The organism is Sphingomonas sp. AP28, from assembly GCF_056680455.1.
Map to the genome: position 1 here is coordinate 471289 of NZ_CM155283.1, position 20716 is coordinate 492004.

The following is a 20716-nucleotide window of genomic DNA, read 5'->3' on the forward strand; positions in this document are numbered from 1 at the left end:
CTCAGAAATGCGTGGAAAGCGCGATTTCGACGCTGCGCGGCGCGCCGATATAGACGTTGGTCGTCGGGTATCCCGAATACTCGCCGTAGAACGCGTCGGTCAGGTTGCGCCCACGGATCGAGACGGACGCTTGCGGCGCCACCTGATAGCTGATCGACGCGTCGACAGTCGTATGGCCACGCACGAAATAGGTGTTGGCGGTGTCGGTGTAGAAGCCGGAGACGTGCCGCACGAACCCGCCGATCGTCACGGGGATAGCCTTGATCGTGTAGAGCGCCGACCCGCTAACGGTGGTCGAGGGCGTGTTGATCGGTCGGTTTCCGGCACGATCGATGCGCGCTCCGGCGATCAGCTCGCTCAACTGGTCGTACTGCGCGTCGGTATAGGCGGCGCCTGCCGATACCGAGAGCGCGTCTGTGAGCGCTGCGCCGATGTTGAGTTCGACGCCCTGCGACGACTGTTCGCCGCCTTGAATGGCTTGCTGCGGATTGTTCGGATCGCGCGTGAGGATGTTGGTCTGCTCGATCCGGTATGCAGCGCCGGTCATCGTCAACCGCTTGGCGAACGCGGAGGCCTTGAAGCCAACCTCGTACGAGCGGCCCTTGGTGAGTTTGTAGGTCGTGTTGACGATCGACTGGAGCAGGATCGAGGATACCGGCGTGACCGCGGTCGTGTACTGGCCGTACACGGTAATGCCGGGCGTCAGGTCGTAGGTAGTGCCGATCCGCCACGAGAACGGATCATAGGTCGGCGCCCCTTGCGTCACTGCGCCGTTCGCGTTGAGATTGGTGATGACGCGGGTCAGGTCGATGTGATCGTAGCGCGCGCCGCCGACCAGCAGCCATTCCGGTGTCAGATTTAGCGCGTCTTCGGCGAACACCGACGCCGTCTTAAGCTTCGAATCGTAGACGACGTTGGTAGTCGAATACGCAGCGTCGATGTTTGGGAACGCGCCGACGATCGGCGCGAACGGATCGACGTTCGCGATCCGTATGGCGGCGTTGCCACCGACCGGGCTCTGCTGACGCGGATTGACGAAGTTCGTGTCGTTATACTCGCCGCCGAGGCTGAACCGGTTGCGCAGTCCTGCGATCACGCTGTCGTTGGCGACCACGAGCCGCTCGTTCCAGAGGCGGTGGTCGTGGTAAATACGCTGGACCGACCGCGCGAAGCTGCCCTTGGGGAAGGCGGCGGTCGGGGCGGTGAAGGTCTGATCGCCACTCAGCACGAAGTCGCGCTTGGCGTGATACCAGGTGAAGTCGTTACCGACCGACCAGCCGCCACCGATCGCGTAGTCGATCCGCGAGCGCAGCGTCGTGTCGCGTGCGCCGGAATAGGCGCCGTACGGATTGTAGTTGCGACGGCGCAGCGCCTTGTCGAGCACCATGCCGTTCTGGCTACGCAATGCGTCGCTTGGATCGCGCGCGACCGCGGCGGAGACGCACGGCAGCCCTTGATAGCTGCTGTCGTATCGATCCTCGTAATGGTCGACGGCAAAGAGCAGGCTCAAATCGGCCGACGGCTTGACCAGGATGCTGCCCGTCAGCCCCGTGGACCGCGTTTCATTGTCGTCGACGTCGTACAGGCTGTCGGAATGCATGTAGCTCGCGTCTGCGCGGATCGCGACGCTGTCCGACAGTTTCAGGTTCACGCCGCTGGCCGCGGTCACCGTGTCGAAGCTGCCGACGCTCAGCAATCCGTCGAGGTGGTCGCCGTCGAACGTCGGCTTGCGCGTGACCTTGTTGATGACGCCGGCCAGCGCGCCTTCGCCGTACAGCACCGAGGCTGGCCCCTTGATCACTTCGATCCGGTCGAAATGCCACACATTGGTATCGCGCTGGACCACGGTCGAGGTGGAGATACGGACGCCGTCCTGCAGGATCGAGACGGCGCCGCCCGAAAAGCCGCGCAACGTCACGACTGCGGGGTTGCCGGGGACGTTGCCGGCGATCGCGCCGACGACGCTGTTGAACGCCTCGCGGGCGGTGCGGAGACCCTGCACCTGCATGTCCGCCTGGGTGAGCGTCTCGACGGTGGCGGGCGTCTCGCGGACCGACAGGCCTAGGCGGCTGCCGGTATCGGACTTGCGATCGAGCTTGAGCTGGTCCCGCTGGCCGGTGACGATGATCTCGGACTTCTGGTCGGTCGCGTCGTTCGTGTCGGACGCGTGAGCCGCCCCGGCGAACGCGACGATCGATGCCGATGCGAGACATATGGTTTTGAACATGCGAATCCCTGCTGGATCCGTCCGCACACCCCGGTGCAGGATCGGATACCGTCATCCCTGCGGACATGCCGCGCGCGTAGATGCTGGTCCGCCGAGGTGGCGGATCAGCTGAAGCGTCGTGATCGGGCCCGGTCCGGAAACCGACGGATCACGTGGCAGGTAAGGGCGGGGGGCCTCGCAAATGTGGCCGTAGATACGCGTGCGCGGGAACCGGAATCGCGGCCCTGACTCGAAAGACCAGGGCGACGATGAATGCGATGGCAATCGCGAGCAGCAGGGGATCGGCAGCCGCCAGCGACGGTGCGGTCAGGCCGGAAAAGGCGCACGGCATCTCCCGACCCTGGGGACCGGATTTGTCCGCATGATGCGCCATGCCGGGCATCGACATCGTCGTTGCCATCGACATCGGCGCGGGTGCGGTGCCGGCACAGATCTCGATCGTCACCCGTCCCGCCGAGACGACCGGCATGAAACCGGCCGGCACCAGGACCTTCATCACCAGCGCGCAGGCAAACACCCACGCCGCCAGCGCGCGATGATCCAAGAGAAGACGACGGAGCGCGGCCATGGCGAGGGGTCTACGCGCTGTCCAAGAGCGTGTCACGTGGGCGAAACGTCTCGCCGCCGAGGAAAAATCGGCGCGTGCCGGATGCTTCGCTGCAAGCGACAACCGGTTATTTCGGATACTGCCGACCGTCACGGTCCGCGGCGCATTGCGGCGCTCTCGGTTTGCTTGCTGCGTCGCGTGTCCTAGTTTCGCGAAAGGGAGCCGCGCGAGCCCGGTTACCGACGAGCAGCCTGCATAATTTGCATCCCGATCATACTAGAACGCGTTTGTGCACTACCGCCTCGCCGGCCGATTGAGGCGGGCGTCACTGCCTGGAGTTGCCCATGTCCAAGACCATCATCGCCGACCTGTTTGCCGAGACGCTGCACCTAGCGGGAGTCGAGCGGATATACGGCGTCGTCGGCGACAGCCTGAACGGCCTCACCGACAGTTTGCGCCGACAGGGCAAGATCGAATGGATCCATGTCCGCAACGAGGAGGCGGCAGCGTTCGCGGCGGGCGCGGAGGCGCAGTTGACGGGCAAGCTCGCGGTCTGCGCGGGGTCGTGCGGTCCCGGCAACATGCACCTGATCAACGGCCTGTACGACTGCCACCGGACGCGCGTGCCGGTGCTGGCGATCGCCGCGCAGGTGCCGAGCGGGGAGGTCGGCTCGAACTATTTCCAGGAAACGCGGCCGGAAGCGCTGTTCCGCGAATGTAGCGTCTATTGCGAAACGATTTCCGACGCGGACCAGATGCCGCGGACGCTGGAGACCGCAATCCGCGCGGCGGTCGGTCGTCGCGGCGTTTCGGTAGTGGCAATGCCGGGCGACGTCGCGTTGCGATCGACGACGGGGACGCTGGCGCGATCGACCGCCGCGCTGTTGCCGCGGGCCTCGGTGACGACACCGGCCGAGGCGGACATCGCCGAACTGGCCGCCTTGCTGAACGGTGCCAGGAAAGTGACGATCCTGGCGGGGCGGGGATGCCGTAACGCGCACGCCGAACTTGTCGAGCTCGCTGGCGTGCTGCAGGCGCCGATCGTCCATGCGCTGGGCGGCAAGGAGTTCGTCGAGTACGACAACCCCTATGACGTGGGAATGACCGGGCTGATCGGCTTTTCGAGCGGGTACGACGCTATGATGGCGTGCGACGTGCTGCTGATGCTCGGGACGGATTTCCCATATCGGCAATTCTATCCGGAAAAGGCCAAGGTCGCGCAGATCGACCTGATCCCGGAAAATCTCGGGCGGCGGACGGCGATCGATATCGGTTTGGTCGGCGACGTTGGTGCCACGCTCGCCGCGCTGATCCCGCGATTGGGCCGTGGACGCGACGGCAGCTTCCTGAAATCCGCGATAGAGAACTACACGAAGTCGCGCGAAGGGCTCGACGATCTCGCGGACGGGACGCCCGGCAGCGGCACGATCCATCCGCAACATGTCGCGCGCGTCCTCAGCGAACAGGCGGCGGACGATGCCGTATTTGCCTGCGACGTGGGGACGCCGACGGTCTGGGCCGCGCGCTATCTGAAGATGAACGGACGGCGGCGGTTGATCGGGTCGTTCAACCACGGATCGATGGCGAACGCGCTTCCCCAGGCGATCGGCGTACAGGCGGCATATCCGACGCGTCAGGTCGTGACGTTGTCGGGTGACGGCGGTCTGGCGATGCTGATGGGCGAGTTGCTGACGGTGCGCCAGCTTAGCCTGCCGGTGAAGATCATCGTGTTCAACAACGGTACGCTCGGCTTCGTCGAGATGGAGATGAAGGCGGCCGGCCTGATCGAGACCGGGGTCGCGCTCGACAACCCGGATTTCGCGGCGATGGCGCGGGCGATCAGTCTGCACGGGGTGCGGGTGACCGATCCGGGCGATCTCGAGGCGGGTATCCGCGACGTGCTGGCGCACCCCGGACCGGCCTTGCTCGACGCGGTCACTGCGCGGACCGAATTGTCGATGCCGCCGAAGATCACCATGGAGCAGATGAAGGGCTTCACGCTCTACATGGCCAAGGCGATCATCAGCGGGCGAGGGGACGAGGTGGTCGAACTGGGCAAGACCAATATCGGCTTGCTCAAGAGCCTGTTCTGAGCAAACCGACCTCGGTCGGCGCCGGGTCCGTCAAAGTGCGAGACGGGCCCGCGCCGCGCGATATTCGCGTTCGAGCCGGTCGACGCGGTCGGCGACGCTCTCGACCTCGGTAACGGCGCCGATACCCTGGCCCGAGCCCCAGATGTCCTTCCACGCCTTGGGCTTCGATCCGCCGTCCTTGTTGTCGCCTCCACCGAAGTTCATCGTCTTCAGGTCGCCTTCGGGCAGGTTGTCGGGGTCCATGCCTGCCGCCTCGATCGACGCGCGCAGATAGTTGCCGTGTACGCCGGTGAACAAGTTGGAATAGACGATGTCGGAGGCTTTGCCCGCGACGATGCCGTTCTTGTATGCGGGGTCGGCGTTCGCCTCGGTGGTGGCGATGAACGGCGAGCCGATATAGCCGAAGTCCGCGCCCATCGCCTGCGCCGCGAGCACCGCATCGCCGGTCGCGATCGACCCCGACAGCGCGAGTGGGCCGTCGAACCACTGGCGGATTTCCTGGATGATCGCGAACGGCGACAGGCGACCGGCATGACCGCCGGCGCCGGCGGCGACCGCGATCAGGCCGTCGGCGCCCTTCTCGATCGCCTTGCGCGCGAACCGGTCGTCGATCACGTCGTGCAGCGTGATCCCGCCCCAGCCATGGACAGCGGTGTTGAGGTCCTCGCGCGCGCCGAGCGAGGTGATGACGATCGGCACCTGCCACTTCGCGCAGGTGGCGAGGTCGCTTTCGAGACGGTCGTTCGACTTATGGACGATCTGGTTGACCGCGAACGGCGCCGCCGGACGATCCGGATTGGCGCGATTGTGCGCAGCGAGTTCCTCGGTGATGCGGTGGAGCCATTCGTCGAGCATCGCCTGGGGCCGCGCGTTGAGCGCGGGGAACGAACCGACGATGCCCGCCTTGCACTGCGCGATCACCAGGTCGGGTCCGGAAATGATGAACAGCGGCGAGCCGATGACGGGCAGGCGCAGGTTTTTTAGAATAGCGGGTACGGTCATGTGGGTTTTCTAGCGCAACCCATTCGACCGCGCCAGACCCGGCTTCGTCCTCCAATCCGACCGCGTTCCGGCCGGATTGGAGGGCTCGGATTGGAGGGTCCGAATTGGAGGGCTGGGGTCAGGCCATCTTGCCGATGACCTTGTCGAGCGTCAGCGGATAATCGCGGATTCGCACGCCGCACGCGTTGTAGACGGCATTGGCGATCGCCGCGCCGACGCCGCACATGCCGAGTTCGCCGACACCCTTGGCCTTCATAGGTGACGACTTCGCATCGATCTCGTCCATGAAGAACACGTCCTGAACCGGAATATCGGCATGCGCGGGGACGTGGTACTCGGCAAGGTCGTGGTTGACGAAATAGCCGAACCGCGTGTCCACTATCGCGTCTTCCATGAGCGCCGAGCCGACGCCCATCGTCATCGCGCCGATGATCTGGCTGCGAGCCGACTTCGGGTTAAGGATTCGACCCGCCGCGAACGCGCCGCTCATCCGGCGGACGCGAATCTCGCCGGTCGCCGAGTCGACGCCGACTTCGACGAAATGCGCGCCGAACGTGGCTTGTGCGTATGTCTTGGTCAGGTCGCCGAACTCGATCGTATCCTCGGCGGAGAGGCCGGCATCGCCTGCCGCGTCCGACAGTGAGACGCTGCGGTTGCCCGACTTCACCTTGTTGTCCTCGAACACGACGTCGGTCGAGTTGAAGCCGAGCTTCTGCGCGACTCGCTCGCGCAATGCCATGCACGCCGCATAGACGCCCGCGGTCGAGCTGTTGCCGCCCCACTGGCCGCCCGAACCGGACGATTCGGGGAAGCTGCTGTCGCCGAGCAGGACGACGACCTTGTCCATGGGGACACCCATCAACTCGGCGGCGGTCTGCGCGATGATCGTATAGCTGCCGGTGCCGATGTCGGTCATGTCGGTGGCGACGGTGACGACGCCCTTCTTGTCGATGCCGACACGAGCGCCCGACTTCATCGTGACGTTGTCGCGGAACGCCGACGCCATGCCCATGCCGACCAGCCAGCGGCCGTCGCGCGTCTGGCCCGGAACCGGGTTACGCTTGCTCCAGCCGAAGCGCTCGGCGCCGGTCTTCAGGCAGCCGACCAGGTCGCGGTGCGAGAATTGCCGCGTCGGTTTCTCCGGATCGACCTGCGTATCGTTGATGATCCGCAGCTGGACCGGATCCATCTTCAGCTTCTCGGCCAATTCGTCCATCGCCGCTTCGAGCGCGAGCAGGCCGACGGCCTCGCCCGGAGCGCGCATCGCGTTGCCCTCGGGGAGATCGAGCACCGCGAGCCGCGTCGCGGTCATCCGGTTGGCGCCGGCGTAAAGCAAACGCGTGGCGTTCGGTGCGGTCTCCGGGCCACCACCGGGGAGATCGCCCGACCAGCTCTCATGCGCGATCGCGGTGATCCTGCCGTCCTTCTGCGCGCCGATACGGAGACGCTGGATCGTCGCAGGGCGATGCGTGGTGTTGTTCATCACCTGCGGGCGGGCAAGCGCCAACTTGACCGGACGTCCGCCGATCGCGCGCGAGCCGAGCGCCGCCATTACCGCATCGCTGCGGATCCAGAGCTTCGACCCGAACCCGCCGCCGACATAGGGCGACATGACATGGATGTTCTCCTTCGGCATGAGCAACGTCTGGCTCATGTCGCCGACCGCCCAGTTGAGCATCTGGTTCGACGTCCACAGCGTAAGCTTGCCGTTCTTCCACGCCGCCGTGGTTGAGTGCGGCTCCATCATCATGTGGCTCTGGTCGGGCGTCGTGTAGCGCTCGTCGAGCTTGACCGGCGCCTTGGCGAATGCGCCCGCGAAGTCGCCGACCGCGGTATCCGGGGTGCCGCTCTTCGGCTTGGTCGCCGAGCCCTGCGCGGCGGCGAGATCGAACTTGCCGGCGCCCCTCGCATAGGTGACGCGGAGCAGCTTGGTGGCGGCGCGCGCCTGTTCGAACGTCTCGGCGACGACGACGGCCACCGCCTGGTCGTAGTGCTGGACGTCGGGACCGGCGAGCATCCGCGCGGTATGGTTCTTCGCCTTGCCGAGCTTGCCGGCGTTCTCATACGTGACGACCGCGAGCACGCCGGGTGCGGCCTTCGCGTCGGCGACGTCGATGCTCGCGATCCGCCCCTTCGCGATCGCCGCGCCGAGGATGTAGCCATAAGCGGCATTCGGCGCGGCATCGCTGCGTTCATAGGCGTAGTGGGCCATGCCGGTGGTCTTCAGCTTGCCGTCGACACGGTCGTGCGGCTGGCCGAGCACCTTCATCCGGTCGGTCGGATTGGCGGTTGCGGGGGTATCGAACTTCATGGCGATCAGGCCTTTGCGTCTTCGAACACGGCGCCGATGGTGCGTTCGACCAACGGCAGCTTGAACGCGTTCTGGGATGTGGTGCGGGCGCCGGCGAGGACCGCCGCGGCGGTCGCCTTGGCGCCGTTGGGCATCTGCGCCTCGGCCGCTTCGACGCGCCACGGCTTGTGGGCGAGGCCACCAAAGGCGAGCCGGCCACGACCGCCAGGCTGGATGACGGCAGCAACCGAGATCAGCGCGAACGCGTAGGACGCGCGGTCTCGCACCTTCTGGTAGATGTGCGTGCCGCCGATCGGCTTGGGCAGCGTCACCGCGGTGATGAGTTCGCCGGGCGCGAGCGATGTCTCGATGTTCGGCGTGGTGCCGGGGAGACGGTGGAAGTCGGCGATCGGGATCGCACGCGTCTGGCCAGCGGCGTTCACCGTCTCGACCGTCGCGTCCAACACCCGCATCGCGACGGCCATGTCGCTTGGGTGCGTCGCGATACAGGCGTCGCTCGTGCCCATGACGGCGAGGTTGCGGTTGAACCCGCCGATCGCCGCGCAGCCGCTACCGGGCTGGCGCTTGTTGCAGGGCTTGGTGGTGTCGTAAAAATACGGGCACCGGGTCCGCTGCAGCAGATTGCCGGCCGTCGTCGCCTTGTTGCGGAGCTGGCCGGAGGCGCCGGACACCAACGCACGGCTGAGCACGCCGTAGTCCTTGCGCACGCGCGCGTCGGCGGCGAGATCGGTGTTGCGAACGAGGGCGCCGACACGCAGACCGCCGTCCGAGGTCGGCGTGATCTTGTCGAGACCTAGGCCGTTGACGTCGATCAAATGCTGCGGCGTCTCGATCTGGAGCTTCATCAGGTCGAGCAGATTGGTGCCACCGGCGATGAACTTCGCGCCGGGCGTGCGGACCGCGGCGCTGGCGGCATCCTTGGCCGAGGTCGCGCGTTCGTAGGTGAAGGCCTTCATGCGGTGCGCTCCGTACCGGCGACGTCGTGGATCGCGTCGATGATGTTCGCATAGGCACCGCAGCGACAGATGTTGCCGCTCATCCGCTCGCGCAGTTCGTCGGTGGTGACCGTCGGCTTTGCGGTGATGTCGTCGGCGACATGGCTCGGGACACCCGCCTTGATCTCGCCGAGCGTCGCGACTGCCGAGCAGATCTGGCCGGGCGTGCAATAGCCGCACTGATAACCGTCATGCTTGACGAATGCCGCCTGCATTGCGTGCAGCTTCTCGGGCGTGCCCAGGCCTTCGATCGTGGTGATCTCCTCGCCCTCGTGCATGACCGCGAGCGTGAGGCAGCTGTTGATCCGGCGACCGTCGACGATCACCGTGCACGCGCCGCACTGGCCGTGATCGCAGCCCTTCTTGGTGCCGGTCAGCTTCAAATTCTCGCGCAGGGCATCGAGTAGCGTGGTGCGCGTATCGACGTTCAGCTTGGTCGTGCGACCGTTCACTCTGAGCGTGACCGGCATCGTCGGCGGGGCCGGCTGCGCGGTCCCCTGCGTCTGCGCCTGCACGCCGGGTGCCGCCACCAACGTGGCCGATGCGACACCACCGGCAATCACGCCGCGGCGCGACACCGGAAAACCTTCATCCTGATGCATATAAACCCCTGTATCTGTTGGCTTAACGGGTGAAGGCGACCAAAGTTGCGGATCGCGGCGTTTGGTTCCGTGAAATTTGGGTCATATATTTTGGTAGGGGATTGAGATGCGGACGATTTCCTCCGACGTGTCGGTTCGGCTCTATCACCTCGACGACAGCGGGGAGGGCGGTGCGGCGACGACCATGTTCTATGGGCCTCTCGGTGAGGCGCTGGCGATTGCCGCGCAGCAGGAGGAAGACGTGCAGGCAGGGCTGTATCTGGCGACGGAGAACGACGTCGTCGCGTATCTGGATTTGGACGAGTAGGGGGCCGAAGCGCTCGCGATAGTTCTTGAGACCTCCCAGTATCCATCTTCCCTGGCGGCGGCCGGGATCCAGTTGGGAGGTCTTGCCAACGACGGGCGATGCGACGTTACTGCGCCCTTTCCAACCGGGACACGGCCTTGGCCGGGGAGGTGATCTCCCCGCGGCCGTGCTTAAGTCCCCGGCGTGAACCCATCGTCACGGTCGGGCGGGGTAGGCGAATGCACTTCGCTGCAGATCGACCGCAAGGCGGACTTGATGCCCTCCTCGAAGGTCGGATGATAGAAAGGCAGGTCGAGCACTTCGGTAGCCGTCCAGCCGCTCTGGATGGCCCAGGCGATCAGGTGTGCGCTGTGCTCGACGGCAGGCCCCGCCATCGATGCCCCCGTCAATCGCCCGTCGCGACGGTCCGCGTAGAACCGTACGAGGCCGGCATTGCACGCCTCCACCTTCGCACGACCCTGGTCGTCGTACGAGGCGGTCCCGATCACGCTGTCCGCGTCGTCGTCCCCAGCGACCGTGCCGATCACCGCGACATTGGGGTGCGTGAAGGTTATCGCAAACGGCACGCTGCGCTTGCCGGGCGTTACCTCCGGATAGCTGGCGGCGTTGCGCCCGGCGATCATCCCTTCCGACGACGCCTCGTGCAACACCGCGCGATCATGATCCGCATCCCCGGCGATGAAGATCGGTGCGGTTCCGCATTGCATCGTGTCGGGGTCGTAATCCGGCATGCCGTGGTCGTCGAGCGCGAGGCCGGTCGTCTCCAACCCGATATCCTTGACCCGCGGCGGGCGGCCGGTCGCGACGAGCAAGTAATCGAAGCGGTGCTCGCCCGATGCCGAACCGGTCCAGGCGAGTCGAACGCCATCGCCATCCGGCTCGACCGTCAGCTTTACGCCGAGCAGGATCGGCATCTCGCGCGACAGGATCTCGCGATAGGCCTCGGCGACATGGTGGTCCTTCAGCCCGCCGATCGTCTCGCCGGTGTCGAACACCATCGTATCGACCCCCAGCCGCGCCATCGCCTGCGCGAGTTCCAACCCCAGCGCACCGGCACCGACGACGCCGATCGACCGCGGCAAATCTTCAAGCTCGAAAATGCTCTCGTTGGTCAGCACCCGGTCGCGCACGGCGTCGAACATCTCGGGGATCGCAGGGCTGGACCCGGTTGCGACCACCACCGACTTGGCATGGACCTCGCGGCCGTCGCTGAGCGACAGGATCGTTGCACCGGCGAATTTAGCGCGCGCCTCGATCTTCACCTCGTCGGGGAGCTTGTCGATCGACTCCTCGACGCCGGCGACGAACGCGTCGCGCAGTGTGCGGACACGCGTCATCACCGCCACGCCGTCGACCTTGCCCGAGGCCTCGACGCCGAAGGTCGAAGCCTGCGCGACCGTGTGCATCGCATTGCCCGCCGCGATCAACAGCTTGGACGGCATGCATCCCACGCTCGCGCAGGTCGTGCCGCCAAAGCCTTCGTCGATCAGCAGGGTGCTGGCGCCGTTGCGTCGCGCGCTCCGTTCGGCGGCTAGCCCTGCCGTGCCTGCGCCGATGATCGCGACATCGCAGGTCAGTTTCGTCATAAATCTCTCCGTTGCCGGAGAATTCCGGAGCCGCGATCGAGGAAACCTTCGATGCTGCCCAGCCGTTCCGCGGTGCAGCACAATCATATCCGAAGGACGCCTATGTTAACCCTCCACCACCTGAACTATTCGCGCTCGATCCGCGTGATCTGGCTGCTCGAAGAGCTCGGCATCGAATACGACCTCGTCAAATACGAGCGTGACGAGAATTTCCGCGCGCCGGCAGAGCTCAAGGCGATCCATCCGCTCGGCAAGGCACCGGTACTGGTCGATGATGCGCTGACGCTCGCCGAGAGCGCGCCGATCCTGTCGTACATCGACGAGCGTTACGGCGACCGTCGCTTCTCGCCGCCGGTCGACAGCGATGCGGCCGCCGTGCACGACGAATGGCTGCAATATGTCGAAAGCTCGGCGTCGTTGCCGATCATGATGACGTCGCTCGGCAAGCGGATGGGCGGTCTGCCTGAAGGCCTTGCCAAGTTCACCGGACCCGAAGTGACCAAGACGCTCGACTATATCGGCGCGGGCGTCGGCGATGGCCCGTATCTGATGGGCGAGCAGCTGATGCTGGCCGATATCCAGATGTGCTACATCCTCGCGATCGCCGAGAGCGCCGGATTGCTCAAGGAGCATCCCGACGTCGCGGCGTATCTCGATCGACTGCGCGCCCGCCCAGCGTTCGTCGCCGCGACTGAGATTGGTGGCCCGCTGATGCCGGCCCGCCGCTAAACACGACGGAAGGGGGTAGCGGCCGCGTTACCCCCCGAAGCTGCGACCACCAAAGCCGCCACCGAAACCGCCACGCGAGATCACCGAACTGCGTGACTGGACGCGGGCAGGCGCCCTCGCGGTGGTGGGTGTGAAGGCGTCCGAGCCCACCCGCGTGCGCCCGGTAACGTAGTCGCGGTTGATCCGGCCGCCGGCGCCACCGTAGTAGTTACCGTCACGGTCGCGGTACATCGGTGCGCCGCGGTTGCCGAACCCGCCGTTGAGTGCCTGCCCGACCAGGAAGCCCGTCAGCAGGGGCGTGAAGAAGCTCCCGCCGCTGCCGTTGTTGCGCGGTTCGCACTGCGCGGCGCCGTATTGCTCTTCGCAAGTCTGCCGGTCCTGAAACCGCGGTGCGGTCTTCGCGGCATCGGCCTTCGCTTGCTCGAACGCGGTGTCGCACTGTACCGCGGACAACGCACCCGCCGCGCGGCACTCCTGTACCGACGCATAGCTCTGCGCCTCGACGGGCTTGCCACCGACGTCGCCGTCGCACGCGGTCAGCGAGATGCCCGATCCTGCGATCAGGCTGGTGAGAACGATCGATCTGGAACGCTTCATCGCTATGCCCTTCAGTTCGTCATGCAGGCGGCGTTGAGGATGCCGACGCACAGCGAGATGCTGCCCATATAGGTCGCCGCCGCGATTTCGCCGCGGACGATCCGGTCGTTGAAGTCGCGCATCACGAAATGCTGGACTACCAGGAACGTCACGATCTGGATCACGCCCGCGAGCAGCGCCCACACCGCGAACTCGACCAGCGAGACGGTATGCGTCAGCGCGGATGCGAGCGGCAGGACATAGCCGAGCAGCGCTGCACCCAGCGTGATCGCCGCGGCGGTGTTGCCTTCGCGGATCAGCGACTTCTCGTGATACGGCGTCGCGACCTGGTAGACGATCTTGAACACTATCGTGAACGCACCCGCCGCGACGAACGCGATCAGGAAGGCGAGCGCGCTGGCGCCGAAGCTGTATTGGTCGATCATGGCATTTCCCCCGGAGCCGTGTGCGCGCGACGCTAGGCCCTGAACTCGCCGAGTTCCAGTGCCACGCCGAGCATGATCTCGAACGAGACGTCGCCGGACTCGGTCTCCATGTCGATCGCGAGCAACAATTCGCGCCCGTCGTCGCCCGGCAGGTCGCGGCTGAACAGCATGCAGGTCTGGAAGATGCGGCGGTCGACGATCCCGTCGCGGTCGTCGTGCAGTTCCTCCCAGAACGTCACGGGCTCCTGCTCGCTCGCTTCGGGGCCGAACCAGGCGCGGCTGTATTCGGGCAGTCCTTCGAAGGTGAAGGTGCGTGCCTTGAGGCGGCTTTTCCATGCCGGGCGCTCGGCGGCGGACGACGGGTAGCTGCTGTCCCACGGCGCGAACAGGGTGACGTCGGTGACGTCCTGCCCATCGCGATCGTTCGACACCGCCTGGAACATGATGTCGTCGTCGGTGTAGAACCGGTGGACGAACCCGCCTTCGTTAAGATCGATCAGCCCCTGCGCGACGATCACCAGCGTATCGCGGTCGAACGGAAACAGGAGTTCTGATCCGAACCGGCGCCACGCCAGCGGATCGACGGTTACCGTCCGCCCAAGCGTGACGTTGCGGACGACGGGCAGGGCGTTGCCGTCAAGCGCTGGCTTGCGGCCGAACAGGCGATCGAACATGCAATCCTCGCATCTCTGTGATTGGCCTGCCTCTTAGGCCAAAGCGCGAGCCGTCGCAAAGCGCCATTGGCGTGCCTCTCGCCTGCGCCTATGTGTCTCCCCGAGCGACAAGCACGGGAGTTCTTGCATTGACCGACATCTGGACCGTCCGCAGTCTCAAAGCCGCGCTCGACACGTCCGAGCCCGCGAAAGCCGGCGAATTTTCCGCACGGATCCTGGAGGGCGCGGACCCGGTGCTGCTGGTGACGATGCACCGCCACGGCGACCTCGAACTGTTCGTCAACGTCAGCGAGGCGCAGATCGCGTGCTCGACGTTGCTATGGCCCTGCGAAGAGCAGGAGGATCAGTTGGCTTTCAATACCTTCCTGCTGAAGTCGCAGAAGCTGGTGCCGCTGTCGAACTTTGGGATCGGCACGGTCGATGGTCGCGACTATTACGAGCTGTTCGGCGAACTCGCGACGTCGAGCCGGCTCGATACCGTGATCATCGAACTGCGCACGCTTGCCGAGAATGCGATCGATGCGGCCACCGACCTGCGCCACGCGCAGATCTCGGCTGTCTGACATCGCCGCCTGATTTAGATACAAACGGAGAGACTGGCATGGCCATCTGGAGCAAGCTTTTCACCCTCGGTCGCGCCGGTGCGCACGAAGCGGGCGCGGCGGTCGTCGACGCGAACGCGCTGCGTATCCTCGACCAGGAAATTCGCGATGCCGACAAGGCGCAAGGCAAGGCACGCGACGATCTCGCGGGCTTGGTAGCGCGTCGCCGCATCCTCGAAACCGAGGTCGAGAGCTTCCGCGCGCAGGCCACCAAGTACGAGGCTTCGGCGCGGATCGCGGTCGAGAAGGGCAACATGGATCTCGCGCGCCAGGTCGCGCAGCGGATCGCGGACCTCGAGCAGGACATCGCGCTGAAATCGCCGCAGGTCGAGGACATGCGCGCCGCCGAGGAGCAGATCCACACCGCCGTCGCGCAGACCGACCGCAAGATCGAGCAGCTCCGTCGCGAGGTCGAGGTCGTCAAGGTCAACGAGTCGGTGCAGAAAGCACAGGCTTCGGTCGCGTCGGGCAGCATGGGTGCTGGCAACAAGCTCGGCTCGGCCGCCGACAGCCTCGCGCGCATTCGCGAGCGGCAGGCTATCCGTGGCGAGCGGATCAAGGCAGCGGGCGAACTGGAAGACCGTCGTACCGGCGCCGACCTCGATGAGAAGCTCCGGCTCGCGGGCATCGGACCGGGCCAGTCGTCCGCGGACGACGTGCTCGCGCGCTTGACGGCCCCGAAGACTCCGCAAGTCGGCCAGACGTTGCAGATCGAGCAGCGCGACGACTCCAAGACGTCGGACTCCTGATGCGCCGGATCGCGGTCGACCCGCGCGGCGACTGGCGCGAGCGGGCCGACGCGATCGGGTTCGTCTATCACGACACGGATGGTGAACCATACTGGGACGAGGGCGCGGCGTACGCCTTCACGCTGGCGGAGATCGAGGAGGACCTCGAGCCCGCCGCGGAACAGCTGCAAGCGATGTGCCTCGACCTGATCGACGAGGTGGTCCGCGACCAGCAGTTGATGGAACGCTTGGCGATCCCGCGCGAGCAGTGGAACTACGTCGCCGAGACGTGGCGGACGCGCCAGCCGTCGCTCTACGGACGGTTCGACTTCGCCTATGACGGCACCGGGCCGGCCAAGCTCTATGAGTATAACGCGGACACGCCTACCTCGGTGTTCGAATGCGCGACATTCCAGTGGATGTGGCTGGAGGATCTGCTCGCGAGCGGTGCGTTGCCGGCGGGGACGGACCAGTTCAACAGCTTGTTCGACAAGTTGCGCGAGCGGTTCCGCGCGCTGTTCCCGAGCGGCGGCTTCGTCCATTTCGCGGCGGATGCATCCGCGGTCGAGGATCGCCAGACGGTGCGGTTCTTCGAGGATCTGGCGTCGCAGGTCGGAATTGAACCTAAGTTCGTCGAGATGAAGGACATCGGCCTCGCCGCCGATGGGCGCTTCGTGGATACCGACGGTTTCGAGGTGCAGGCCGCGTTCAAGCTGTATCCGTGGGAGTTCATGCTCCGCGAGCCCTATGCGCCCAACCTGTCGCGGGCCGACGTGCGCTGGATCGAGCCGGCGTGGAAGTCGATCCTGTCGAACAAGGGCATCCTGCCGCTGCTGTGGGAACGGCATCCCGAGCATCCGAACCTGCTCCCCGCGTTCTTCGACGATGATCCCGCCGCCAAGATCCTCGGGCCGAAATATGTCCGCAAACCTTTGTTCTCGCGCGAGGGTGCGAACGTCGAGGTGATCGGTGAGGACGGCCACGCGGTGCTCGATCAGGGCTACGGCGCGGAGGGCGCAATCCGCCAGGCCTATGCACCGCCACCGGTATTCGACGGTCGCCATCCGGTGATCGGCGCGTGGATGGTCGGCAACGAAGCCGCGGGGATCGGCGTTCGGGAAGACGACACGGTCGTGACGCGCAATCTGGCGCGGTTCGTGCCGCATATCATCGAGGCCAATGATGACTGACGCGCGAGACCTGCCCCCGTTGCCGCCGATGGAGCGGTTAATCGAACTGATGTTCGACGCCGCACGGACGGGGCGGGACGAGATGATCCCGGCGCTGCTGCAGGCGGGCGTCGATATCGAGGTGACCGATGCGAAAGGCTACACGCCGCTGGTGATCGCCAGCTACAACGGCCAGGCGGAGGCGACCGCGGCGCTTCTCGCGGCAGGCGCGCAGGTCGATGGCGCAGCGGACGCACGCGGCAATACCGCGCTGATGGGCGTGTGCTTCAAGGGCTATGCCGAGATCGCGCAGATCCTGCTCGACGCGGGTGCCGACGTAAACCGTCGGAATGGCGTCGGACAGACCGCGCTGATGATGGCCGCGCTGGTGAACAAGACGGCGATCATCAACCTGTTGCTGGAGCACGGTGCGGACGCGACTATCGTGGATTCGGCGGGGAACAGCGTGCATTCGCTGGCAGTGTCGCAGGGTAATGCGGCGTTGGCCGAGCGCTTCGCAACGATCAGCTAGCTATCCCAAATTGTTCACCCGCGAAGGCGGGTGCCCAGTCTGGGCACCCGCCTTCGCGGGTGAACAAGCTTACTGGACTTCGTTAGCCATCGACCTCTAGCGCGGCTCCGGCATGCGTCTTAGGCAACACCGCCCCGACATGCGCTTCGCCCCGAGCCTCGGCCAACCGCATCTGCCGCTCGCGCTCCGCATACCCCGCCCGCTGCGCCTCATCCCGTGCGTCATAGCACGCCGGGCAACTCACCCCCTCGACATATAGCGGCGAAGCACGGTCCTCCACGCTCACCGGCATCCGGCACGCATGGCACAGCACATGACTTCCCAACGCAAGTCCATGTCCAACCGCAACCCGCTGATCGAACACGAAACACTCCCCCACCCACAGGCTCTCCGCCTCAGGCACAGTCTCAAGATACTTCAGGATGCCGCCCTTGAGGTGATACACCTCATCCAGCCCCTCGGCCTTCAGGAAGGCGGTCGACTTCTCGCACCGTATCCCGCCGGTGCAGAACATCGCGATCTTCGGCGGCGGGCCGTTCCCGATCAGTTCGTCGCGATGCTCGCGGAACCACGCCGGAAAATCGCGAAACGTCCGCGTCTGCGGATCGACCGCGCCGGCAAACGTCCCGACCGCGACCTCATAGTCGTTGCGCGTATCGATCACGATCGTGCCTGGGTCGGCGATCAGCGCGTTCCAGTCTTCCGGCTCGACATAATGACCGACGCCCTCCAGCGGATCGATCGCAGGCTCGCCCATCGTCACGATCTCGCGCTTCAGCCGAACCTTCATCCGGTGGAACGGCATCACCGCGGCACGTGATTCCTTCACGTCGAGGTCCGCACAACCCGGCAGCATGCGGATATGCGCGAGCACCGCATCGATGCCTGCCTCGGACCCGGCAATCGTCCCGTTGATCCCCTCGGCGGCGAGCAGCAGCGTCCCCTTCACCCCGTTCGAGCAGCAGGCGAGCGCAAGCGGCGGCTGGATCGCGGCGATGTCGGCGAATGGCGTGAAGCGGTATAGCGCCACGACGCGGATGTGCAGGGTTTCGATCATCGGTTCATCGTGCAGGGGAGAAAGTGCGCCCCCTTAGCGCAAGTCGCCCGCCGCGTCAGCCTGCGGTGACGATCATCCCGTCGACCACCGCGACGGGCCAGGGCGTCAGCCGCGTGCCCCCGCACGGTCCGCCGACGCATGCGCCGCTGTCGATCTCGAACAGCGCGGAGTGCCAGCTGCACGCGATCAGGTCCCCGCGCGGCGTGAGATAGTCGTCGAGCACCTGCGCGAGCGGCAGTCCCATGTGCGGGCAGCGATCGACATACCCGAACACTGCGTCGCCCTTACGCACGACGAAGCCGTGGAAGCGGCCTGCGCGCATCTGGAGCACGAAATTCCGCGCCTTGCCGTCCGCAATTGCGTCGAGCGGCGCGAGCTTGATCCCGCCCGGCGTCGCGGTCAGCTGTTCGCCGTCGCTCATGCGAGGTCGGCGTCCGGCTGGCGGTCAGGGTGGGCGGCGGCGAAGGCGGGGAGGGCGCGGGCGTTCTCTGCCGCCGCCTTGAGCTTCGGGTAAGGCGAGAGATCGATCGCAAACCGTTCCGCGGAGTAGACCTGCGGGACGAGGTGGCAATCGGCGATCGTCGGTGTCGCGCCGAACGCGAAGCCGTCACCATAGCGCGCGATTTGCGTCTCGAGCGCAGCGAAACCGTCGCCGATCCAGCGTGCGATCCAGCGGTTCACCGCAGCCTCGTCCGCTGCGAACTCGGTGCGCAAGGCGTTCAGGATGCGAAGATTGTTCACCGGGTGAATGTCGCACGCGATCGTTGCGGCCATCGCACGGACGATCGCCCGGCCGTTCGCGTCGGCAGGAAGCAGCGGTGGATCGGGATACGTCTCGTCGATCCATTCGAGGATCGCGGGGCTTTGTGTCAGGACCGCGTCGTCGATCTCCAGCGCCGGCACGAGTCCCTGCGGGTTGAGCGCGCGATACCCCGTCTCGCGTTGCGCACCTTTGCGGAGGTCGTGCGTGACCTGCGCATACGCCACGCCCTTCAGCGCCAGCGCGATGCGGACGCGGTAGGCGGTGGTCGAGCGCCAATAGCCGTGCAGCGTCAGGCTCACTTCGGCAGCACCGCCTTCGGAAAATCCGACCAGACCGCGTCGTAATCGAGCTGCGAATGCTCCAGCGCATAGGCGGTCGGCTTGTACGGCCAGCAGCTCTCGAGCATGAACGCCATCGTCCCGTCGATCTTGTGCGGCTTCAGGTCGGCCGCGCTCGCACCCTGCCAGCTCGCCAGATCCGGCCCGTGACCCGACATCAGGTTGTGGAGCGAGATACCGCCCGGCGCGAACCCCTCAGCCTTCGCGTCATACGCGCCGGTTATGAGCCCCATCGCCTCGGACATGACGTTGCGGTGGAACCAGGGCGGCCGGAACGTGCCCTCGGCGACCATCCAGCGCGGCGGGAAGATCACGAAATCGGCATTCGCGCGACCGGGCACGTCGCTCGGCGAGGTCAGGAGCGTGAAGATCGATGGATCGGGATGGTCGAAGCTGACCGTGTTGATCGTGTTGAACCGCGATAGGTCGTAACGCCACGGCGCGAGGTTGCCGTGCCATGCGACGACGTCGAGCGGCGAGTGATCGAGCGTGGTGGTCCACAGCGAGCCCATGAACTTCTGGACGACCTCGACCGGTTCGTCGCGGTCCTCGAACCACGCAACCGGCGTCTCGAAATCGCGCGGGTTGGCGAGGCCGTTGGCGCCGATGGGGCCAAGATCGGGGAGGCGGAACAACGCGCCATGGTTCTCCGCGACATAGCCGCGCGCTTCGCCATCGGGAAGTTCTGCGCGAAAGCGGACGCCGCGCGGGATCATCGCGATCTGGCCGGGCGCGATGTCGATCCGGCCGAGTTCGGTTAGCAGCCTAAGCCGCCCGGCCTGCGGTACGAACAGTAGTTCGCCGTCCGCATCCATGAACACACGCGCCGTCATGTCGGTGTTGGCGGCATAGACATGCAGCGCCACGCCTTCGAGATCGGCGGGATCGCGGTTGGCGAGCATCGTCGTCATGCCGTCGATCAGGTCGGTATTCGGGGCGGGGGCGGCGATCGGGTCCCAGCGCAGGCGATTGGGCGCGAGCGGCACGTCGGTGGCACCGGGCGCGAACCGCTTGGCGCCGGTATAGCGCTCGAACGGCGGGTGCTCTGCGGTCGGGCGCATCCGGTAGAGCCAACTGCGGCGGTTCTCGTGGCGCGGCGCGGTAAAGGCGGTGCCGGAGAGCTGCTCGGTATAGAGACCGAAGGCGGGGCGCTGCGGCGAATTGCGGCCGATCGGCAGCGCACCGGGGATCGCCTCGGTCGATACGTGGTTGCCGAAGCCGGGCTGGTACTCGGTCTGGCTGGCGGTCTCGCCTACGGCATTGGTCGGCTGGTGGATTGTCATGGCTTCCTCTCCGTCACCTGTTCCGATCAACGCTCGAACCGCCGGCCGTTCAAACTCTTTCTGTTCCTCTCCCTCAGGGGAGAGGGAGGGAGACGCGCACTTGCGCGGCGGAAGGGTGAGGGCACGTGTCGGCGTCGCGCGTGCCCTCA

General features: G+C 65.8%; 21 protein-coding genes. 7 read left to right on the forward strand and 14 right to left on the reverse strand.

Annotated elements, in window-relative coordinates:
• Window position 1: 1 nt before the first annotated feature.
• Complete coding sequence (locus AC1MH0_RS01965) at window positions 2–2227, reverse strand: TonB-dependent receptor (RefSeq protein WP_480964477.1); 2226 nt, start codon at window positions 2225–2227, stop codon at window positions 2–4.
• A 148-nt stretch (window positions 2228–2375) separates the two neighbouring features.
• Window positions 2376–2795 carry a DUF2946 family protein gene (locus AC1MH0_RS01970; RefSeq protein ID WP_480964478.1) on the reverse strand — a complete coding sequence of 140 codons (420 nt, stop codon included), beginning with the start codon at window positions 2793–2795 and terminating at the stop codon, window positions 2376–2378.
• Between the two features lie 323 nt (window positions 2796–3118).
• Here AC1MH0_RS01970 and poxB point away from each other — a divergent pair, with 323 nt between their 5' ends.
• A complete protein-coding gene (gene poxB, locus AC1MH0_RS01975) occupies window positions 3119–4867 on the forward strand; it encodes a ubiquinone-dependent pyruvate dehydrogenase (RefSeq protein ID WP_480964479.1) in 1749 nt (582 codons plus the stop codon).
• Window positions 4868–4897: 30 nt separating this feature from the next.
• Here poxB and AC1MH0_RS01980 read toward each other — a convergent pair whose 3' ends face one another.
• The 4 genes from AC1MH0_RS01980 to paoA all read right to left on the reverse strand — a co-directional run bounded on the left by AC1MH0_RS01980 (window position 4898) and on the right by paoA (window position 9777).
• Window positions 4898–5869: an NAD(P)H-dependent flavin oxidoreductase gene (locus AC1MH0_RS01980; protein WP_480964480.1), complete on the reverse strand. Its 972-nt coding sequence runs from the start codon at window positions 5867–5869 to the stop codon at window positions 4898–4900.
• Window positions 5870–5987: 118 nt separating this feature from the next.
• Window positions 5988–8180, reverse strand: coding sequence for an aldehyde oxidoreductase molybdenum-binding subunit PaoC (gene paoC / locus AC1MH0_RS01985; RefSeq protein ID WP_480964481.1), 2193 nt, complete (start codon window positions 8178–8180; stop codon window positions 5988–5990).
• Between the two features lie 5 nt (window positions 8181–8185).
• Window positions 8186–9136, reverse strand: a complete 951-nt coding sequence (locus AC1MH0_RS01990) for an FAD binding domain-containing protein (protein WP_480964482.1) — start codon at window positions 9134–9136, stop codon at window positions 8186–8188.
• A complete protein-coding gene (gene paoA, locus AC1MH0_RS01995; RefSeq protein ID WP_480964483.1) occupies window positions 9133–9777 on the reverse strand; it encodes an aldehyde dehydrogenase iron-sulfur subunit PaoA in 645 nt (214 codons plus the stop codon). The genes AC1MH0_RS01990 and paoA overlap by 4 nt, the downstream gene beginning before the upstream one ends.
• Before the next feature lie 106 nt (window positions 9778–9883).
• On the opposite strand from paoA, the gene AC1MH0_RS02000 reads away from it, so the two are divergent.
• Window positions 9884–10084, forward strand: a complete 201-nt coding sequence (locus tag AC1MH0_RS02000) for a hypothetical protein (RefSeq protein ID WP_480964484.1) — start codon at window positions 9884–9886, stop codon at window positions 10082–10084.
• A 170-nt stretch (window positions 10085–10254) separates the two neighbouring features.
• On the opposite strand, the gene AC1MH0_RS02005 is transcribed toward AC1MH0_RS02000, so the two are convergent.
• Window positions 10255–11670, reverse strand: a complete 1416-nt coding sequence (locus AC1MH0_RS02005; protein ID WP_480964485.1) for a dihydrolipoyl dehydrogenase — start codon at window positions 11668–11670, stop codon at window positions 10255–10257.
• A 102-nt stretch (window positions 11671–11772) separates the two neighbouring features.
• On the opposite strand from AC1MH0_RS02005, the gene AC1MH0_RS02010 reads away from it, so the two are divergent.
• Window positions 11773–12399 (forward strand): glutathione S-transferase family protein, encoded by a 627-nt coding sequence (locus tag AC1MH0_RS02010; protein ID WP_480964486.1) that lies wholly within the window; start codon window positions 11773–11775, stop codon window positions 12397–12399.
• Window positions 12400–12426: 27 nt separating this feature from the next.
• Here AC1MH0_RS02010 and AC1MH0_RS02015 read toward each other — a convergent pair whose 3' ends face one another.
• The 3 genes from AC1MH0_RS02015 to AC1MH0_RS02025 are packed head-to-tail and all read right to left on the reverse strand — an operon-like array spanning window position 12427 to window position 14095.
• Window positions 12427–12996, reverse strand: coding sequence for a DUF1190 domain-containing protein (locus tag AC1MH0_RS02015; RefSeq protein ID WP_056049223.1), 570 nt, complete (start codon window positions 12994–12996; stop codon window positions 12427–12429).
• 11 nt (window positions 12997–13007) lie between these two features.
• Complete coding sequence (locus AC1MH0_RS02020; protein ID WP_056049217.1) at window positions 13008–13421, reverse strand: DUF350 domain-containing protein; 414 nt, start codon at window positions 13419–13421, stop codon at window positions 13008–13010.
• 32 nt (window positions 13422–13453) lie between these two features.
• Entirely contained in the window at window positions 13454–14095 is a 642-nt protein-coding gene (locus AC1MH0_RS02025) for a DUF2491 family protein (protein WP_480964487.1), read from the reverse strand.
• 128 nt (window positions 14096–14223) lie between these two features.
• Here AC1MH0_RS02025 and AC1MH0_RS02030 point away from each other — a divergent pair, with 128 nt between their 5' ends.
• Genes AC1MH0_RS02030 through AC1MH0_RS02045 form a run of 4 tightly spaced genes read left to right on the forward strand, consistent with a single transcriptional unit; the run spans window position 14224 to window position 17126 of the window.
• Window positions 14224–14658 (forward strand): YjfI family protein, encoded by a 435-nt coding sequence (locus AC1MH0_RS02030; RefSeq protein ID WP_480964488.1) that lies wholly within the window; start codon window positions 14224–14226, stop codon window positions 14656–14658.
• A gap of 38 nt (window positions 14659–14696) precedes the next feature.
• Window positions 14697–15446, forward strand: a complete 750-nt coding sequence (locus AC1MH0_RS02035) for a PspA/IM30 family protein (protein ID WP_056049207.1) — start codon at window positions 14697–14699, stop codon at window positions 15444–15446.
• Complete coding sequence (locus tag AC1MH0_RS02040; RefSeq protein ID WP_480964489.1) at window positions 15446–16615, forward strand: glutathionylspermidine synthase family protein; 1170 nt, start codon at window positions 15446–15448, stop codon at window positions 16613–16615. Before AC1MH0_RS02035 ends, AC1MH0_RS02040 begins: the two co-directional genes overlap by 1 nt.
• A complete protein-coding gene (locus tag AC1MH0_RS02045; RefSeq protein ID WP_480964490.1) occupies window positions 16608–17126 on the forward strand; it encodes an ankyrin repeat domain-containing protein in 519 nt (172 codons plus the stop codon). Before AC1MH0_RS02040 ends, AC1MH0_RS02045 begins: the two co-directional genes overlap by 8 nt.
• A gap of 82 nt (window positions 17127–17208) precedes the next feature.
• Here the strand turns inward: AC1MH0_RS02045 and trhO are convergent, their stop codons facing one another.
• The 4 genes from trhO to hmgA are packed head-to-tail and all read right to left on the reverse strand — an operon-like array spanning window position 17209 to window position 20567.
• A complete protein-coding gene (trhO, locus tag AC1MH0_RS02050) occupies window positions 17209–18183 on the reverse strand; it encodes an oxygen-dependent tRNA uridine(34) hydroxylase TrhO (RefSeq protein WP_480964491.1) in 975 nt (324 codons plus the stop codon).
• A gap of 55 nt (window positions 18184–18238) precedes the next feature.
• Window positions 18239–18604: a Rieske (2Fe-2S) protein gene (locus AC1MH0_RS02055; RefSeq protein WP_480964492.1), complete on the reverse strand. Its 366-nt coding sequence runs from the start codon at window positions 18602–18604 to the stop codon at window positions 18239–18241.
• Window positions 18601–19245 carry a maleylacetoacetate isomerase gene (gene maiA / locus AC1MH0_RS02060; RefSeq protein ID WP_480964493.1) on the reverse strand — a complete coding sequence of 215 codons (645 nt, stop codon included), beginning with the start codon at window positions 19243–19245 and terminating at the stop codon, window positions 18601–18603. Before maiA ends, AC1MH0_RS02055 begins: the two co-directional genes overlap by 4 nt.
• Window positions 19242–20567: a homogentisate 1,2-dioxygenase gene (gene hmgA, locus AC1MH0_RS02065; RefSeq protein WP_480964494.1), complete on the reverse strand. Its 1326-nt coding sequence runs from the start codon at window positions 20565–20567 to the stop codon at window positions 19242–19244. Before hmgA ends, maiA begins: the two co-directional genes overlap by 4 nt.
• Window positions 20568–20716: the final 149 nt, after the last annotated feature.

Coding starts and splice junctions, on each gene's coding strand:
- AC1MH0_RS01965 (WP_480964477.1), bottom strand. CDS start 2,227: ATGTTCAAAACCATATGTCTCGCATCGGCATCGATCGTCGCGTTCGCC.
- AC1MH0_RS01970 (WP_480964478.1), bottom strand. CDS start 2,795: ATGGCCGCGCTCCGTCGTCTTCTCTTGGATCATCGCGCGCTGGCGGCG.
- poxB (WP_480964479.1), top strand. CDS start 3,119: ATGTCCAAGACCATCATCGCCGACCTGTTTGCCGAGACGCTGCACCTA.
- AC1MH0_RS01980 (WP_480964480.1), bottom strand. CDS start 5,869: ATGACCGTACCCGCTATTCTAAAAAACCTGCGCCTGCCCGTCATCGGC.
- paoC (WP_480964481.1), bottom strand. CDS start 8,180: ATGAAGTTCGATACCCCCGCAACCGCCAATCCGACCGACCGGATGAAG.
- AC1MH0_RS01990 (WP_480964482.1), bottom strand. CDS start 9,136: ATGAAGGCCTTCACCTACGAACGCGCGACCTCGGCCAAGGATGCCGCC.
- paoA (WP_480964483.1), bottom strand. CDS start 9,777: ATGCATCAGGATGAAGGTTTTCCGGTGTCGCGCCGCGGCGTGATTGCC.
- AC1MH0_RS02000 (WP_480964484.1), top strand. CDS start 9,884: ATGCGGACGATTTCCTCCGACGTGTCGGTTCGGCTCTATCACCTCGAC.
- AC1MH0_RS02005 (WP_480964485.1), bottom strand. CDS start 11,670: ATGACGAAACTGACCTGCGATGTCGCGATCATCGGCGCAGGCACGGCA.
- AC1MH0_RS02010 (WP_480964486.1), top strand. CDS start 11,773: ATGTTAACCCTCCACCACCTGAACTATTCGCGCTCGATCCGCGTGATC.
- AC1MH0_RS02015 (WP_056049223.1), bottom strand. CDS start 12,996: ATGAAGCGTTCCAGATCGATCGTTCTCACCAGCCTGATCGCAGGATCG.
- AC1MH0_RS02020 (WP_056049217.1), bottom strand. CDS start 13,421: ATGATCGACCAATACAGCTTCGGCGCCAGCGCGCTCGCCTTCCTGATC.
- AC1MH0_RS02025 (WP_480964487.1), bottom strand. CDS start 14,095: ATGTTCGATCGCCTGTTCGGCCGCAAGCCAGCGCTTGACGGCAACGCC.
- AC1MH0_RS02035 (WP_056049207.1), top strand. CDS start 14,697: ATGGCCATCTGGAGCAAGCTTTTCACCCTCGGTCGCGCCGGTGCGCAC.
- AC1MH0_RS02040 (WP_480964489.1), top strand. CDS start 15,446: ATGCGCCGGATCGCGGTCGACCCGCGCGGCGACTGGCGCGAGCGGGCC.
- AC1MH0_RS02045 (WP_480964490.1), top strand. CDS start 16,608: ATGACTGACGCGCGAGACCTGCCCCCGTTGCCGCCGATGGAGCGGTTA.
- trhO (WP_480964491.1), bottom strand. CDS start 18,183: ATGATCGAAACCCTGCACATCCGCGTCGTGGCGCTATACCGCTTCACG.
- AC1MH0_RS02055 (WP_480964492.1), bottom strand. CDS start 18,604: ATGAGCGACGGCGAACAGCTGACCGCGACGCCGGGCGGGATCAAGCTC.
- hmgA (WP_480964494.1), bottom strand. CDS start 20,567: ATGACAATCCACCAGCCGACCAATGCCGTAGGCGAGACCGCCAGCCAG.